Here is a 13880-nt window from a genome sequence, read left to right as displayed (position 1 = left end):
TCTCTGTTGTTATCCTAAATATACAAAAAAGAAAGGTAGAGCGTGTGTTTTGATTTGAACACAAGCAGAAAACTCGGAAAATAGATAATCTGACTGAGAAATCAGGATTTCTTGTCAGATTCCTAATTTTGAGTCGTTTTCTTCTCGCTCTTTGTATCATAAATTATGTCTATCCATATTGCTGCTAAGCAGGGTGAAATTGCTGATAAAATTCTTCTTCCTGGGGATCCTCTTCGTGCGAAATTTATCGCTGAGAATTTTCTTGAAGATGCTGTTTGCTTTAACGAAGTTCGTAACATGTTTGGTTACACAGGTACTTACAAAGGTCACCGTGTATCAGTCATGGGAACTGGGATGGGGATGCCATCGATTTCGATTTATGCGCGTGAGTTGATTGTGGACTACGGTGTGAAGAAATTGATCCGTGTGGGAACTGCGGGTTCTTTGAATGAAGATGTCCACGTCCGTGAATTGGTTTTGGCGCAGGCAGCTGCAACTAACTCAAACATCGTCCGTAATGACTGGCCACAGTACGATTTTCCACAAATCGCTAGCTTTGATTTGCTTGATAAGGCCTACCATATCGCTAAAGAACTCGGTATGACAACCCACGTTGGGAACGTTTTATCATCTGATGTCTTTTACTCAAACTACTTTGAAAAGAACATCGAACTTGGTAAATGGGGAGTCAAGGCTGTGGAAATGGAAGCAGCGGCTCTTTACTATCTTGCTGCTCAACACCATGTTGATGCTTTAGCTATTATGACTATTTCAGATAGTTTGGTTAATCCAGATGAAGATACAACTGCAGAAGAACGTCAAAACACCTTCACTGATATGATGAAGGTAGGTTTGGAAACATTGATTGCAGACTAAAGGTAGGCTATATTTAGAATGATTTCTCTTGTTCTCAAAATGATAACTATCAACAATGAATCAATCCTGAAATAGGTAAGAATAAGGAAATTGAAGGAAGCCTAATTGTGTCAAAGGACCGAGACTAGTCAGTTTAATATCTAAATCATAATCAAATAAAGTTGGAAGCCAAGTTGACAAGAAGTCAAGACTTTCAACTTTTTAACTTGAAAATTCCTAGGAGTACAAAATGGATAAGATTAAACAATTACAAGGTATTATTGATCAAAGTCAGAGCATTGTCTTTTTCGGTGGTGCAGGGGTTTCTACAGAGTCTAATATTCCAGATTTTCGTAGTTCAGATGGTATATATAGTCTGAAACTAGGTCGCCATTTTACTGCCGAGCAACTGGTTTCACGCACTATGTTTGAGCGCTATCCAGAGGATTTTTTTGATTTCTACAAAAAGTATCTGGTCTATCCTGATGCCAAGCCGAATTTAGCACATGATTATCTAACGTCGTTGGAAAAAACAGGTAAATTAAAGGCGATTGTGACGCAAAATATCGATAGTCTCCATGAAATAGCAGGATCTCAGAAAGTTTTGAAACTGCATGGTAGTGCAGATCGTAATTATTGTTTGGGCTGTCATCGCTTTTATGATTTGACTGCCTTTTTGGAACTTGAAGGTCCAGTTCCCTACTGTTTAGATTGTGGCAAGGTGGTCAAACCTGACGTGACCCTTTATGAGGAAGCGCTAGATATGGATGTATTTAGTCGCGCAGCTCGAGCCATTCAGCAAGCAGATTTGTTGATCATTGGTGGAACTTCCTTAGTTGTTTACCCTGCAGCTAGCCTAATCAATTATTTTTCAGGATCAAATCTTGTCGTTATCAACAAGTCCAGCACTCCTCAAGACAGCCAAGCTGATTTAGTTATCGAAGGTAAGATTGGAGAAGTTTTTTCTAAATTGAGACAATAAAAAACTGAAAGAAGTAGGACTATACTTCCTTCAGTTTTTTTGTATCACGAACTCAGAAACTATGAACAAGATTCTCTTCATTTCTAGGGGAATTTTATTGTTGATTTATAAATTGCTCGAGTTATTTTTAATTGTTGAATAAAAGGAAAAAAGGAAGACTTTCTGGATGAAAAACTTCCTTTTTTAGTCAATCAGTGCATGCTGATTTTAATGAAATGCTACTATACTGTTTACTTTTTTAAAGATCGCAAAAAACAATCAATCTCTGCTTGAGAATGGAGAATATACATCTTTTCTGGGTAAGTATTGTTTAAGTATTGGTATCTATCCTTAGCATTTTTTGTTCGACCATCCCAGAGAATCCAACGAATAAATTCCCAGTTGAATTGCTCGGGGCATCCCTTAGCCATACTTTCTCTAACCTTGCCTCGGTATTTGAGATACCGTTTAAAGGCTCGAAAGAGACAGGTTAATGGGGAAAAATTGAGAAAGATGATTTGGTCAGCTTCCTGCATTCTTTCCTCATAAAAACACCAAGAATAATTTCCATCGATAACCCAAGATTCATTCTTTGTAAGAAAGTTTTTCATCTCGGTCAACATCCATTCGCGGTCGCTGTCTTGCCAACCAGGTTGAAATTGGAGTGTGTCCATGTGAAGTTTTGGAATGGAGTAGTAGTGAGACAACTTTTCTGCTAGAGTTGACTTACCAGCACCAGAATATCCGATAATTGCAATTTTCATTTTCTACCTTTTCCTATTTGAGGACAAAAAAACAGCCTCTATGGACTGTTTCTTATTTAGCAAGTTTAGCTGAAAGACGAGCTTTGTCGCGGCTTGCTTTGTTTTTGTGAATCAAACCTTTAGTTTCTGCTTTATCGATAGCTGAGCTAGCAGCACGGAAAAGTTCTTCAGATGGGTTTGCTTCGAAAGCTTTGATAGCAGTACGCATAGCTGATTTTTGAGCTGAGTTCTTTTCGTTTTGTTTAACGTTCAATTCAGCGCGTTTGATAGCTGATTTAATGTTTGCCAATGTTCTTACCTCCATATTTACTAACTATACCATTATATCTGAAAACTTACGTTTTGACAAGGGAAAATTACTTTTTTAAGTAAATTTCATCGATTTCATGGTTCTTTGTTTTATGAAGAATCACTTCCGCACGGTTTCTGGTTGGTTCAATGTAATTTTGTAGATTTGTGAGATTGATACTGGTCCAGACTTGATGGGCAAAGGACTCCACTTCCCCGATTGGCATTTGAGTAAAACGATAATAGTAGCTTTCGGGGTCGTTTTGGGCTAGACTCAGCATTTTCAAGAAACGGTCTAGATACCAACTCTCGATGTCATCGACTGCCGCATCAACATAGATGGAAAAGTCAAAGAAGTCAGTAATGTAGAGACGCTCGTTTTGTGGATTTTGAAAGACATTGATCCCCTCGACAATCACAAAGTCAGCAGCTTTGACACTTTGCTTTTCCTCAGGTACGATGTCGTAGACTTCATGAGAATAGACAGGAATATCTACATCTTGTCCATTTTTAATTCGGTTCAAGAAGTTAAGAAGAGCTTCCATATCATAGCTTTCAGGAAATCCCTTGCGATTTAAAATCCCTTGTTCAATCAAGGTCTGGTTGGGATAGAGAAAACCATCAGTTGTTACCAATTCAACCGTAGCATCTGTAAGGGTACGGGACAGTAGGATTTGAAGTAGGCGACTGGTTGTGGATTTTCCAACGGCAACACTACCAGAAACACCAATGATAAAAGGTTGGGATTTACTTTCACGTTGAAGGAAAATTCCTTTTGAAAAGGCCAAATCATCCTTGGTACGCTTGTAAATCTGGATGAGATGAGCTAGGGGGAGATAGACATCGGTAACATCCTGCAAGCTAATCTGGTCATTAAAACTTTTGATAGATTCTAATTCCTCTTCAGTCAAAGGAGGTGTTGTCTTTCGATGTAAAGATTGCCAAGTCTGGCGGCTGATTTTTTCAAAATGTAAAAATTCGTTGGTCATTTATTTTCCCCTAGATATTTTGTCTATCATACCATAAAAAGCTAAAAAAATAAAGCGGTTTCTTGATGATAGTAAGCCAATATCGTATAATAGAGGTAGATAGAGGTTGACCAATTTATTGATGAAGTAGGAGCTACTTTCTCCTGACTTATAAGCTAATAAAGGGGGCTTTGGGATTCACAACTTATAGGAGGTGTGTCATGAAAATCTTAAAACCTTATATATTGGAACTCTGTTTTATTTTAAGTTTTGCCTTACCTTTTATAAAAGGGGTCAATGCGGATAATGGTAGACGCTTTGTGGAAATCTATTACGGTTTTACTTTTTTGATGGAACATGCCATTGTAACAGTTGTCTTTATCTGTTCGCTCTTGATTGCTTGGCTGCTAAAAAAACGATGGACGAAATGGCTTGCTGCTGGAAGTTATCTATTTTTGATTTTGTGGATTGCTACAGAAGGGTATCTCTTCCGTATGTCATTAGAAGATTTGATACGACTTTGGACAAGTTTGGAATTCCTGACACAAACTTATCAGTTGGGCTTTTATCTAAACATTTTGTTGGGAATTTTGTTGATAATAAAGTATTTTAAGGTTAAGCAATAGTAATGAAAATGCGACTGATTATAGACATTAAATTTATTGTCTTATCCTGACTATGATATTTTTAGTTCTAAATTCCTTATTATTTATAAGTGTTGAAATAGATTGAAGAAAAGGTTCTCTTGACTAGCTTTCTTCACTCTTTTTCGTTTTATTATCAATTTGTAAACGATTTACAATTTAAGGCAAATTATGGTAAAATAGTGTCATGAGTAAAATGTATTATGCAGAAAATCCTGACGCTGCTCACGATATTCATGAGTTGAGAGTGGAGTTGTTGGGAGAAAAAATGACCTTTTTAACGGATGCGGGTGTTTTTAGCAAGAAAATGGTTGACTTTGGAAGTCAACTCTTGCTCAAGTGTCTAGAGGTCAACCAAGGAGAAACTGTCCTTGATGTAGGCTGTGGTTACGGGCCTTTGGGCTTGTCTTTGGCTAAGGCTTATGGAGCTCAGGCGACCATGGTCGATATTAATAATCGTGCCTTGGATTTAGCGCGACAAAATGCTGAACGAAATAAAATAGAAGCGACGATTTTCCAGTCTAACATCTATGAACAAGTTGAAGGGAATTTTGACCACGTCATTTCTAATCCTCCTATCCGTGCAGGCAAGCAAGTGGTTCATGAAATCATTGAGAAAAGTAAAGATTTCTTGGAAACTGGTGGAGATTTAACAATCGTTATTCAGAAAAAACAAGGGGCCCCAAGTGCTAAGTCCAAGATGGAGGAAGTGTTTGGCAATTGTGAAATCGTCAAAAAAGATAAGGGATACTATATCCTTAGAAGTGTGAACGAATGAGAGCAGTTGATTTAATCCAAAAGAAACGAGATGGTCAAGAACTGACTTCGAGTGAAATTGAGTGGCTAGTTGAAGGCTATGTGTCAGGAACTGTTCCGGATTATCAGATGTCTGCCTTTGCTATGGCTGTTTATTTTAAAGGAATGACGACACGAGAAATCTCTGACCTAACTATGAATATGGTTAGGACTGGACAAGAGTTTGATTTATCAGCTATTGATGGGGTTAAGGTTGACAAGCATTCTACGGGTGGTGTTGGTGATAAGGTAACCTTGATTTTGGCTCCTCTTGTGGCTAGCTTTGGTGTGCCTGTGGCCAAAATGAGTGGTCGTGGTCTCGGTCATACTGGTGGAACAATTGATAAATTGGAGTCCATTAAGGGCTATCAAGTCGAGCGCAGTCAAGAAGATTTCATTCGTCAGGTGCAGGACATTGGAGTATCTGTCATTGGGCAATCAGACCAGCTGGTTAAAGCTGACAAGCTTCTCTACGCTCTCCGTGATGTAACTGCAACTGTTGACACGATTCCTCTGATTGCGAGTTCGGTGATGAGCAAGAAAATCGCGGCAGGAGCGGATGCTATTTTGCTAGACGTAACTGTCGGAGAGGGTGCCTTCATGAAAACTGTTGATGAGGCGCGTGAACTGGCTCAAACCATGGTGGATCTTGGTAAGGCAGTTGGTCGAAAGACGGTAGCAGTGATTACGGATATGAGTCAGCCCTTGGGACGAGCGATTGGAAATCGTCTGGAAATCCTTGAAGCACTGGAGATTTTACAAGGACAAGGCCGTCAGGATATTACCCACTTTATTTGTGAATTGGCTCAAATTATGCTTGGTCTGGCAAATGTAAACAAGACAGTTGAGGAAGTTCGCCAACATCTTGAAAATGGCCAAGCACTGGCTAAGTTTGAGGAAATGGTGCAAGCCCAAGGTGGGGACTTGGAAGACCTCTACCGTCCTGTCAATGTTGCCCATGTGGTAGAAATCCCTGCCCAGGAAACGGGTATTATCTCAGCTCTTCCAGCAATGGAATTTGGTCTTTATGCTATGAGACTGGGGGCAGGCCGTGCAGTCAAGTCCGATGACTTGGACTATGAAACTGGAATTGTTTTTGAAAAGAAAGTTGGAGATTCCGTTCAAAAGGGAGAAATTGTTGCAAAAGTATACACAAATGGAAAAATTTCTCCTCAGCTAGTTACAGATTTTCAAAAATATGTTAAAATAAATGATAGGGTGCGAAGTTTACGAGAAATTATAGAAATTATCTCATAAACGACAGGAGAATCCGTATATGAAATTAAATAAATATATCGATCATACGCTTTTGAAGCAGGAAGCGACAGAAAAACAAATTGATTGTTTGTTGTCTGAGGCTAGAGAGTATGATTTTGCCAGTGTTTGTGTCAATCCGACCTGGGTTGAACATGCTAAAAAAGGGCTTGAAGGTACAGATGTCAAGATTTGTACAGTAATAGGTTTTCCCTTGGGAGCAACAACTTCAGCAGTGAAAGCTTTTGAAACCAAAGAAGCTATCCAAAATGGTGCAGATGAGATTGATATGGTGATCAATGTTGGAGCTCTCAAATCAGGTAATCTTGATTTGGTTGAGTCTGACATTCGCGCAGTAGTAGAAGCAAGTGGTGACAAGTTAGTGAAAGTCATCATTGAAGCTTGCTTATTGACCGACCAAGAAAAAGTTGTGGCTTGTCAATTAGCCCAAAAAGCGGAAGCTGATTTTGTCAAAACATCTACTGGCTTTTCAACTGGTGGAGCTACGATAGCAGATGTCAAATTAATGCGTGAAACTGTTGGACCTGATATGGGAGTCAAGGCAGCTGGTGGAGCTCGTTCTTATGCAGATGCTCTTGCCTTTGTTGAAGCAGGTGCGACCCGTATCGGAACGTCAGCTGGTGTAGCCATTTTAAAAGGAGAATTGGCAGATGGCGACTACTGAGTTGATTGAACTAGCAATTGAAACCAGCAAACATGCCTATGTCCCCTATTCTCACTTTCCTGTTAGCGCTGTTCTGGTGGCGAAAGATGGGAACATTTATACAGGTGTCAATATCGAGAATGCTAGCTATTCTTTGACCAACTGTGGAGAGCGTACAGCGATTTTTAAAGCAGTTTCCGAAGGCCAAAGAGAGTTTTCAGAATTGATTATCTATGGACAGACTGAAAAACCAATTTCGCCATGTGGTGCTTGTCGCCAAGTGATGGCTGAATTTTTTGAACAAGATCTAAAAGTGACTTTAGTCGCAAAAGATAAATCGACGGTCGAGATGACGGTCGGGGAGTTACTTCCATACTCTTTTACAGACTTAAACTAGTCTGAGTCGCTCTCTGAGTGGCACGGTCCTTGTGGCCAACCAATCCATACTTGCAACATCGTTGCACATCTTATTTAGGAGGTTCAGTAATGAACAAGAAACAATGGCTAGGCCTTGGTCTAGTTGCAGTGGCAGCAGTTGGACTTGCTGCATGTGGTAACCGCTCTTCTCGTAACGCAGCTTCATCTTCTGATGTGAAGACAAAAGCAGCAATCGTCACTGATACTGGTGGTGTTGATGACAAATCATTCAACCAATCAGCTTGGGAAGGTTTGCAATACTGGGGTAAAGAACACAATCTTTCAAAAGATAAAGGTTTCACTTACTTCCAATCAACAAGTGAAGCTGACTACGCTAACAACTTGCAACAAGCGGCTGGAAGTTACAACCTAATCTTCGGAGTTGGTTTTGCCCTTCACAATGCAGTTGAAGAAGCAGCCAAAGACCACTCTGACTTGAACTATGTCTTGATTGATGATGTGATTAAAGATCAAAAGAATGTTGCGAGCGTAACATTTGCTGATAACGAAGCTGCTTACCTTGCAGGTGTTGCAGCAGCTAAAACAACTAAAACAAAACAAGTTGGTTTTGTAGGTGGTATCGAGTCTGAAGTTATCTCACGTTTTGCAGCTGGATTTAAAGCTGGTGTTGAGTCAGTAGACCCATCTATCAAAGTACAAGTTGACTACGCTGGTTCATTTGGTGATGCGGCTAAAGGTAAAACAATTGCAGCAGCACAATACGCAGCTGGTGCAGACGTTGTTTACCAAGCAGCAGGTGGAACAGGTGCAGGTGTCTTTGCAGAAGCTAAATCACTCAACGAAAGCCGTCCTGAAAGTGAAAAAGTTTGGGTTATCGGTGTTGACCGTGACCAAGTAGGAGAAGGTAAATACACTTCTAAAGATGGAAAAGAATCAAACTTTGTTCTTGTATCTACTTTGAAACAAGTTGGTACAACTGTAAAAGATATTGCTAATAAGGCAGAAAAAGGTGAATTCCCTGGCGGTCAAGTGATCGTTTACTCATTGAAAGATAAAGGGGTTGACTTAGCGGTAACAAACCTTTCAGAAGAAGGTAAAAAAGCTGTTGAAGATGCTAAAGCTAAAATCCTTGATGGAAGCGTAAAAGTTCCTGAAAAATAATGGATGGAAGTCATTTCTTAGGAAGCGGCCCTCGGCCGCTTTTTTAAGAGTTGAGGCAAAGTCATTTTGTCTCAGTAAAGCTTGCTACTAGACAAACTAGCAAGTTTTATTGAAATAAAATAAGACTCTGAAAGGAAGAGCACATGGCACACGAAAATGTCATTGAGATGCGTGATATTACCAAGGTGTTTGGTGAATTTGTTGCCAACGACAAAATCAACCTTCACCTACGAAAAGGTGAAATTCATGCACTTTTAGGAGAAAATGGGGCTGGTAAGTCCACGCTAATGAACATGTTAGCAGGGCTTCTTGAACCAACCAGTGGTGAAATTGCGGTCAACGGTCAAGTTGTTAACCTCGACTCACCATCTAAAGCAGCTAGCTTGGGAATCGGAATGGTTCACCAGCACTTTATGTTGGTAGAAGCCTTCACAGTGGCTGAAAACATCATTTTAGGTAGTGAATTGACTAAAAATGGTGTGCTAGATATCGCTGGAGCTAGCAAAGAAATTAAGGCTCTTTCTGAACGTTATGGCTTGGCTGTTGACCCTTCTGCCAAGGTAGCAGATATCTCAGTTGGAGCCCAACAACGTGTAGAAATTTTAAAAACCCTTTATCGGGGGGCTGATATCCTGATCTTTGATGAACCAACGGCTGTTTTGACTCCATCAGAAATTGATGAGTTGATGGCTATTATGAAAAATCTTGTCAAAGAAGGAAAATCAATTATCTTGATCACTCACAAGTTGGATGAGATTCGTGCAGTTTCTGACCGCGTTACAGTTATCCGTCGTGGGAAATCTATTGAAACCGTCGAAATTGCAGGAGCTACCAATGCAGATTTGGCTGAAATGATGGTAGGACGTTCTGTTTCCTTTAAGACAGAGAAGCAAGCCTCTCAACCAAAAGAAGTAGTCTTGTCAATCAAAGATTTGGTGGTCAATGAAAACCGTGGTGTCCCAGCTGTAAAAAATCTATCCTTGGATGTTCGTGCCGGAGAGATTGTTGGTATTGCGGGGATTGATGGAAATGGTCAGTCTGAACTCATTCAAGCAATCACAGGTCTTCGCAAGGTTGAATCTGGTAGCATTGAGCTAAAAGGAGATTCAATTGTAGGCTTGCATCCACGTCAGATTACAGAGTTGAGTGTTGGACACGTTCCAGAAGACCGTCACCGTGATGGTTTGATTTTGGAAATGATGATTTCTGAAAATATTGCCCTTCAAACCTACTATAAAGAACCACATAGTAAAAATGGGATTTTGAACTATTCAAATATTACTTCTTATGCTAAAAAGCTAATGGAAGAATTTGATGTTCGTGCTGCTAGTGAATATGTGCCTGCAGCTGCACTCTCAGGAGGAAATCAACAAAAAGCAATTATTGCTCGTGAAATTGATCGAGATCCTGATCTCCTTATCGTCAGCCAACCAACTCGTGGTTTGGATGTCGGTGCCATTGAATATATCCACAAACGCTTGATTGAAGAGCGTGATAATGGGAAGGCTGTCCTTGTTGTCAGCTTTGAATTGGATGAGATTTTAAACGTCTCAGACCGTATTGCCGTTATCCACGATGGGAAGATTCAAGGTATTGTGTCACCAGAAACAACCAATAAGCAAGAACTTGGTGTCTTGATGGCTGGTGGAAACTTGGGAAAGGAGAAGAGTGATGTCTAAAAAATTACAACAAATTTCGGTTCCCTTGATTTCTGTCTTTCTAGGAATTTTACTCGGAGCCATTGTCATGTGGATCTTCGGTTATGATGCTATTTGGGGCTACGAAGAATTGTTCTATACAGCCTTTGGTAGTCTGCGTGGGATTGGGGAAATCTTCCGTGCCATGGGGCCTTTGGTCTTGATTGGTCTTGGCTTTGCTGTTGCCAGTCGTGCTGGTTTCTTTAACGTTGGGCTTCCTGGTCAGGCTTTGGCTGGTTGGATTCTCAGTGGTTGGTTTGCCTTGTCGCATCCAGATATGCCACGTCCCTTGATGATTCTAGCAACTATCGTGATTGCCTTGATTGCAGGAGGAATTGTTGGAGCGATTCCAGGTATTCTTAGAGCCTATCTAGGGACGTCAGAGGTTATCGTAACCATCATGATGAACTACATTGTCTTGTATGTAGGGAATGCCTTTATCCATGCCTTTCCTAAAGACTTCATGCAAAGTACAGATTCGACGATTCGTGTTGGGGCTAACGCAACCTATCAGACACCTTGGTTGGCTGAGTTGACTGGTAATTCACGGATGAATATTGGTATTTTCTTTGCCATCATTGCAGTTGCAGTGATTTGGTTCTTGCTCAAGAAAACAACTCTTGGTTTTGAAATTCGTGCAGTTGGTCTTAATCCACATGCTTCAGAATATGCTGGTATTTCTGCCAAACGAACGATTATCCTATCAATGATTATATCAGGTGCCTTGGCTGGTCTTGGTGGTGCTGTTGAAGGACTTGGAACCTTCCAGAACGTCTATGTTCAAGGGGCGTCATTGGCTGTTGGATTTAACGGGATGGCGGTTAGTCTGCTTGCGGCAAACTCACCAATTGGTATTCTCTTTGCAGCCTTCCTATTTGGTGTTCTCCAAGTTGGAGCCCCAGGTATGAATGCGGCGCAGGTACCGTCTGAACTTGTCAGCATTGTAACAGCGTCTATTATCTTCTTTGTCAGTGTTCATTACCTTATCGAACGCTTTGTCAAACCGAAAAAACAAGTTAAAGGAGGTAAGTAAAGATGTCTATTACAACCTTGCTCACCCTCTTGGTGTCTTCTATGCTGATTTACTCAGCACCCCTCATCTTTACAAGTATCGGTGGTGTTTTCTCTGAACGTGGTGGTGTGGTAAACGTCGGCCTTGAAGGCATTATGGTTATGGGTGCCTTTTCTGGAGTTGTCTTTAACCTTGAATTTGCAGAACAATTTGGAGCAGCAACTCCATGGTTATCCTTGCTTGTAGCAGGATTGGTTGGTGCTGTCTTCTCTATCATCCACGCAGCGGCGACGGTTCATTTCCGTGCAGACCATGTTGTCAGTGGTACGGTATTGAACTTGATGGCACCTGCCTTGGCTGTTTTCTTGGTGAAAGTTCTTTATAACAAAGGGCAAACCGACAACCTAAGTCAGACTTTTGGACGCTTTGACTTTCCAGTCTTGGCAAATATCCCAGTGATTGGAGATATCTTCTTCAAGTCAACTAGTCTACTTGGTTATCTGGCCATTGTCTTCTCATTCCTTGCTTGGTTTATCCTCTTCAAGACTCGCTTTGGTCTTCGTCTCCGCTCTGTCGGTGAACACCCTCAAGCAGCGGATACCTTGGGAATCAATGTCTACAAGATGAGATATTTAGGGGTTATCATTTCAGGTTTCTTGGGTGGGATTGGCGGAGCGATTTATGCTCAATCAATCTCAGTTAACTTCTCAGTGACAACTATTGTTGGACCTGGATTTATCGCTCTTGCTGCGATGATCTTCGGAAAATGGAATCCAATCGGAGCCATGCTTTCTAGTCTCTTCTTTGGTCTTTCACAAAGTTTGGCTGTTATCGGTTCTCAATTGCCATTTCTACAAGGAGTGCCTGCGGTTTATCTTCAAATCGCACCTTATGTCTTGACAATTCTTGTCTTGGCAGCCTTCTTTGGAAAAGCAGTTGCACCAAAAGCAGATGGTATCAACTATATCAAATCAAAATAAGCATACAAAAAAACGTCAGTTCTGTTCAATGTACTGACCCCCAAAAGTTAGACAATTAATTTAAGCAAAGGATTTAGTTCTGTATTGGACAGGACTAAGTCCTTTTAGTGGCTCTTTGTCAACTGTAGTGGGTTGAAGAAAAGCTAAGCTCGAGAAAGGACAAATTTCGTCCTTTCTTTTTTGATATTCAGAGCGATAAAAATCCGTTTTTTGAAGTTTTCAAAGTTCCGAAAACCAAAGGCATTGCGTTTGATAAGTTTGATGAGATTATTGGTTGCTTCTAATTTGGCATTAGAATAGGGTAACTGAAGGGCATTGACGATTTTCTCTTTGTCCTTTAGAAAGGTTTTAAAGACAGTCTTAAAAAGAGGATGAACTTTCTTTAGATTTTCCTCAATGAGTCCGAAAAATTTCTCCGGTTCCTTATTCTGAAAGTGAAAAAGCAAGAGTTGATAGAGATGATAGTGGTGTTTCAAGTCTTCTGAATAGCTCAAAAGCTTGTCAATAATCTCTTTATTGGTTAAGTGCATGCGAAAAGTAGGGCGATAAAATCGCTTATCACTCAGTTTACGGCTATCCTGTTGAATGAGTTTCCAGTAGCGCTTGATAGCCTTATATTCATGAGATTTTCGCTCAAATTGCTTCATGATTTGGACACGAACACGACTCATAGCACGGCTAAGATGTTGTACAATGTGGAAGCGATCTAGAACGATTTTGGCATACGGAAAAAGATGTTTAGCCAAGTCATAGTAAGGACTAAACATATCCATAGTAATGATTTTCACCTGACAACGAACAGAGCGATTGTAGCGCAGAAAATGATTTCTTATGATAGTTTGTGTTCTACCCTCAAGAACAGTGATAATATTGAGCTTATCAAAATCTTGAGCAATGAAACTCATCTTTCCCTTAGTGAAGGCATATTCGTCCCAGGACATAATCTCAGGGAGGTAAGAAAAATCAGACTTAAAACAGAAGTCATTGAGCTTGCGAATAACAGTTGAAGTTGAAATAGACAGCTGACGGGCAATATCGGTCATAGAAGTCTTCTCAATTAGCTTCTGGGCAATCTTTTGGTTGATGATACGAGGGATTTGGTGATTCTTCTTGACGAGAGAAGTCTCAGCTACCATCATTTTCGAGCAATGATAGCACTTGAATCGACGTTTTCTAAGGAGAATTCTAGTAGGCATACCAGTCGTTTCAAGGTAAGGAACCTTAGACGGTTTTTGGAAGTCATATTTCTTCATTTGACTTCCACACTCAGGACAAGATGGAGCGTCGTAGTCCAGTTTAGCGATGATTTCCTTGTGGGTATTCCTATTAATGACATCCATAATTTGGATATTTGGGTCTTTAATGTCTAGTAATTTTGTGATAAAATGTAATTGTTCCATAGGATTCTTTCTAATGATGGTTTGGTTGCTTTTCATTATAGATCTTATGGGACTTTTTT

General features: G+C 40.3%; 15 protein-coding genes. 11 read left to right on the top strand and 4 right to left on the bottom strand.

Annotated elements, in window-relative coordinates; translation table 11 throughout:
- Window positions 1–165 precede the first annotated feature (165 nt).
- Window positions 166–876 (top strand): purine-nucleoside phosphorylase, encoded by a 711-nt coding sequence (locus tag AXK38_06580; GenBank protein ID AMH88926.1) that lies wholly within the window; start codon window positions 166–168, stop codon window positions 874–876.
- 229 nt (window positions 877–1105) lie between these two features.
- Window positions 1106–1837: an NAD-dependent deacetylase gene (locus tag AXK38_06575; GenBank protein AMH88925.1), complete on the top strand. Its 732-nt coding sequence runs from the start codon at window positions 1106–1108 to the stop codon at window positions 1835–1837.
- Window positions 1838–2067: 230 nt separating this feature from the next.
- Here the strand turns inward: AXK38_06575 and AXK38_06570 are convergent, their stop codons facing one another.
- From AXK38_06570 to AXK38_06560, 3 genes are all read right to left on the bottom strand, one after another.
- A complete protein-coding gene (locus tag AXK38_06570) occupies window positions 2068–2580 on the bottom strand; it encodes a topology modulation protein (protein AMH88924.1) in 513 nt (170 codons plus the stop codon).
- A 52-nt stretch (window positions 2581–2632) separates the two neighbouring features.
- On the bottom strand, window positions 2633–2869 hold the full coding sequence (locus AXK38_06565; protein ID AMH88923.1) for a 30S ribosomal protein S20: 237 nt from the start codon (window positions 2867–2869) through the stop codon (window positions 2633–2635).
- Window positions 2870–2936: 67 nt separating this feature from the next.
- Window positions 2937–3857, bottom strand: a complete 921-nt coding sequence (locus AXK38_06560) for a pantothenate kinase (protein ID AMH88922.1) — start codon at window positions 3855–3857, stop codon at window positions 2937–2939.
- A gap of 200 nt (window positions 3858–4057) precedes the next feature.
- On the opposite strand from AXK38_06560, the gene AXK38_06555 reads away from it, so the two are divergent.
- From AXK38_06555 to AXK38_06515, 9 genes are all read left to right on the top strand, one after another.
- Window positions 4058–4462: a hypothetical protein gene (locus AXK38_06555; protein AMH88921.1), complete on the top strand. Its 405-nt coding sequence runs from the start codon at window positions 4058–4060 to the stop codon at window positions 4460–4462.
- A 214-nt stretch (window positions 4463–4676) separates the two neighbouring features.
- Complete coding sequence (locus AXK38_06550; GenBank protein ID AMH88920.1) at window positions 4677–5258, top strand: 16S rRNA methyltransferase; 582 nt, start codon at window positions 4677–4679, stop codon at window positions 5256–5258.
- On the top strand, window positions 5255–6532 hold the full coding sequence (gene deoA / locus AXK38_06545; protein ID AMH88919.1) for a thymidine phosphorylase: 1278 nt from the start codon (window positions 5255–5257) through the stop codon (window positions 6530–6532). The genes AXK38_06550 and deoA overlap by 4 nt, the downstream gene beginning before the upstream one ends.
- A gap of 19 nt (window positions 6533–6551) precedes the next feature.
- Window positions 6552–7214 carry a 2-deoxyribose-5-phosphate aldolase gene (locus AXK38_06540; GenBank protein AMH88918.1) on the top strand — a complete coding sequence of 221 codons (663 nt, stop codon included), beginning with the start codon at window positions 6552–6554 and terminating at the stop codon, window positions 7212–7214.
- The gene (locus AXK38_06535) at window positions 7201–7590 is read left to right on the top strand and encodes a cytidine deaminase (protein ID AMH88917.1); all 390 of its coding nucleotides are present in this window, start codon (window positions 7201–7203) and stop codon (window positions 7588–7590) included. Before AXK38_06540 ends, AXK38_06535 begins: the two co-directional genes overlap by 14 nt.
- An 89-nt stretch (window positions 7591–7679) precedes the next feature.
- Complete coding sequence (locus AXK38_06530; GenBank protein AMH88916.1) at window positions 7680–8732, top strand: hypothetical protein; 1053 nt, start codon at window positions 7680–7682, stop codon at window positions 8730–8732.
- Between the two features lie 143 nt (window positions 8733–8875).
- Window positions 8876–10411 (top strand): heme ABC transporter ATP-binding protein, encoded by a 1536-nt coding sequence (locus tag AXK38_06525; protein ID AMH88915.1) that lies wholly within the window; start codon window positions 8876–8878, stop codon window positions 10409–10411.
- On the top strand, window positions 10404–11462 hold the full coding sequence (locus AXK38_06520) for a branched-chain amino acid ABC transporter permease (GenBank protein ID AMH88914.1): 1059 nt from the start codon (window positions 10404–10406) through the stop codon (window positions 11460–11462). The genes AXK38_06525 and AXK38_06520 overlap by 8 nt, the downstream gene beginning before the upstream one ends.
- Window positions 11463–11464: 2 nt before the next feature.
- Window positions 11465–12421, top strand: coding sequence for a sugar ABC transporter permease (locus AXK38_06515; protein AMH88913.1), 957 nt, complete (start codon window positions 11465–11467; stop codon window positions 12419–12421).
- 143 nt (window positions 12422–12564) lie between these two features.
- On the opposite strand, the gene AXK38_06510 is transcribed toward AXK38_06515, so the two are convergent.
- Window positions 12565–13821 (bottom strand): transposase, encoded by a 1257-nt coding sequence (locus AXK38_06510; GenBank protein ID AMH89652.1) that lies wholly within the window; start codon window positions 13819–13821, stop codon window positions 12565–12567.
- Between the last annotated feature and the right edge of the window lie 59 nt (window positions 13822–13880).

Origin of the sequence: Streptococcus mitis, from assembly GCA_001560895.1 — a bacterium.
Taxonomy (GTDB): Bacteria; Bacillota; Bacilli; order Lactobacillales; family Streptococcaceae; genus Streptococcus; species Streptococcus mitis_Q.
The sequence above is the reverse complement of the archived record's forward strand: the minus strand, read 5'-3'. Positions and strand labels throughout refer to the sequence as shown.

Bases quoted from the DNA above. Each gene is read 5' to 3' on its own strand.
- AXK38_06580 (AMH88926.1), top strand. From the start codon at position 166: ATGTCTATCCATATTGCTGCTAAGCAGGGTGAAATTGCTGATAAAATT.
- AXK38_06575 (AMH88925.1), top strand. From the start codon at position 1,106: ATGGATAAGATTAAACAATTACAAGGTATTATTGATCAAAGTCAGAGC.
- AXK38_06570 (AMH88924.1), bottom strand. From the start codon at position 2,580: ATGAAAATTGCAATTATCGGATATTCTGGTGCTGGTAAGTCAACTCTA.
- AXK38_06560 (AMH88922.1), bottom strand. From the start codon at position 3,857: ATGACCAACGAATTTTTACATTTTGAAAAAATCAGCCGCCAGACTTGG.
- AXK38_06555 (AMH88921.1), top strand. From the start codon at position 4,058: ATGAAAATCTTAAAACCTTATATATTGGAACTCTGTTTTATTTTAAGT.
- AXK38_06550 (AMH88920.1), top strand. From the start codon at position 4,677: ATGTATTATGCAGAAAATCCTGACGCTGCTCACGATATTCATGAGTTG.
- deoA (AMH88919.1), top strand. From the start codon at position 5,255: ATGAGAGCAGTTGATTTAATCCAAAAGAAACGAGATGGTCAAGAACTG.
- AXK38_06540 (AMH88918.1), top strand. From the start codon at position 6,552: ATGAAATTAAATAAATATATCGATCATACGCTTTTGAAGCAGGAAGCG.
- AXK38_06535 (AMH88917.1), top strand. From the start codon at position 7,201: ATGGCGACTACTGAGTTGATTGAACTAGCAATTGAAACCAGCAAACAT.
- AXK38_06530 (AMH88916.1), top strand. From the start codon at position 7,680: ATGAACAAGAAACAATGGCTAGGCCTTGGTCTAGTTGCAGTGGCAGCA.
- AXK38_06525 (AMH88915.1), top strand. From the start codon at position 8,876: ATGGCACACGAAAATGTCATTGAGATGCGTGATATTACCAAGGTGTTT.
- AXK38_06520 (AMH88914.1), top strand. From the start codon at position 10,404: ATGTCTAAAAAATTACAACAAATTTCGGTTCCCTTGATTTCTGTCTTT.
- AXK38_06515 (AMH88913.1), top strand. From the start codon at position 11,465: ATGTCTATTACAACCTTGCTCACCCTCTTGGTGTCTTCTATGCTGATT.
- AXK38_06510 (AMH89652.1), bottom strand. From the start codon at position 13,821: ATGGAACAATTACATTTTATCACAAAATTACTAGACATTAAAGACCCA.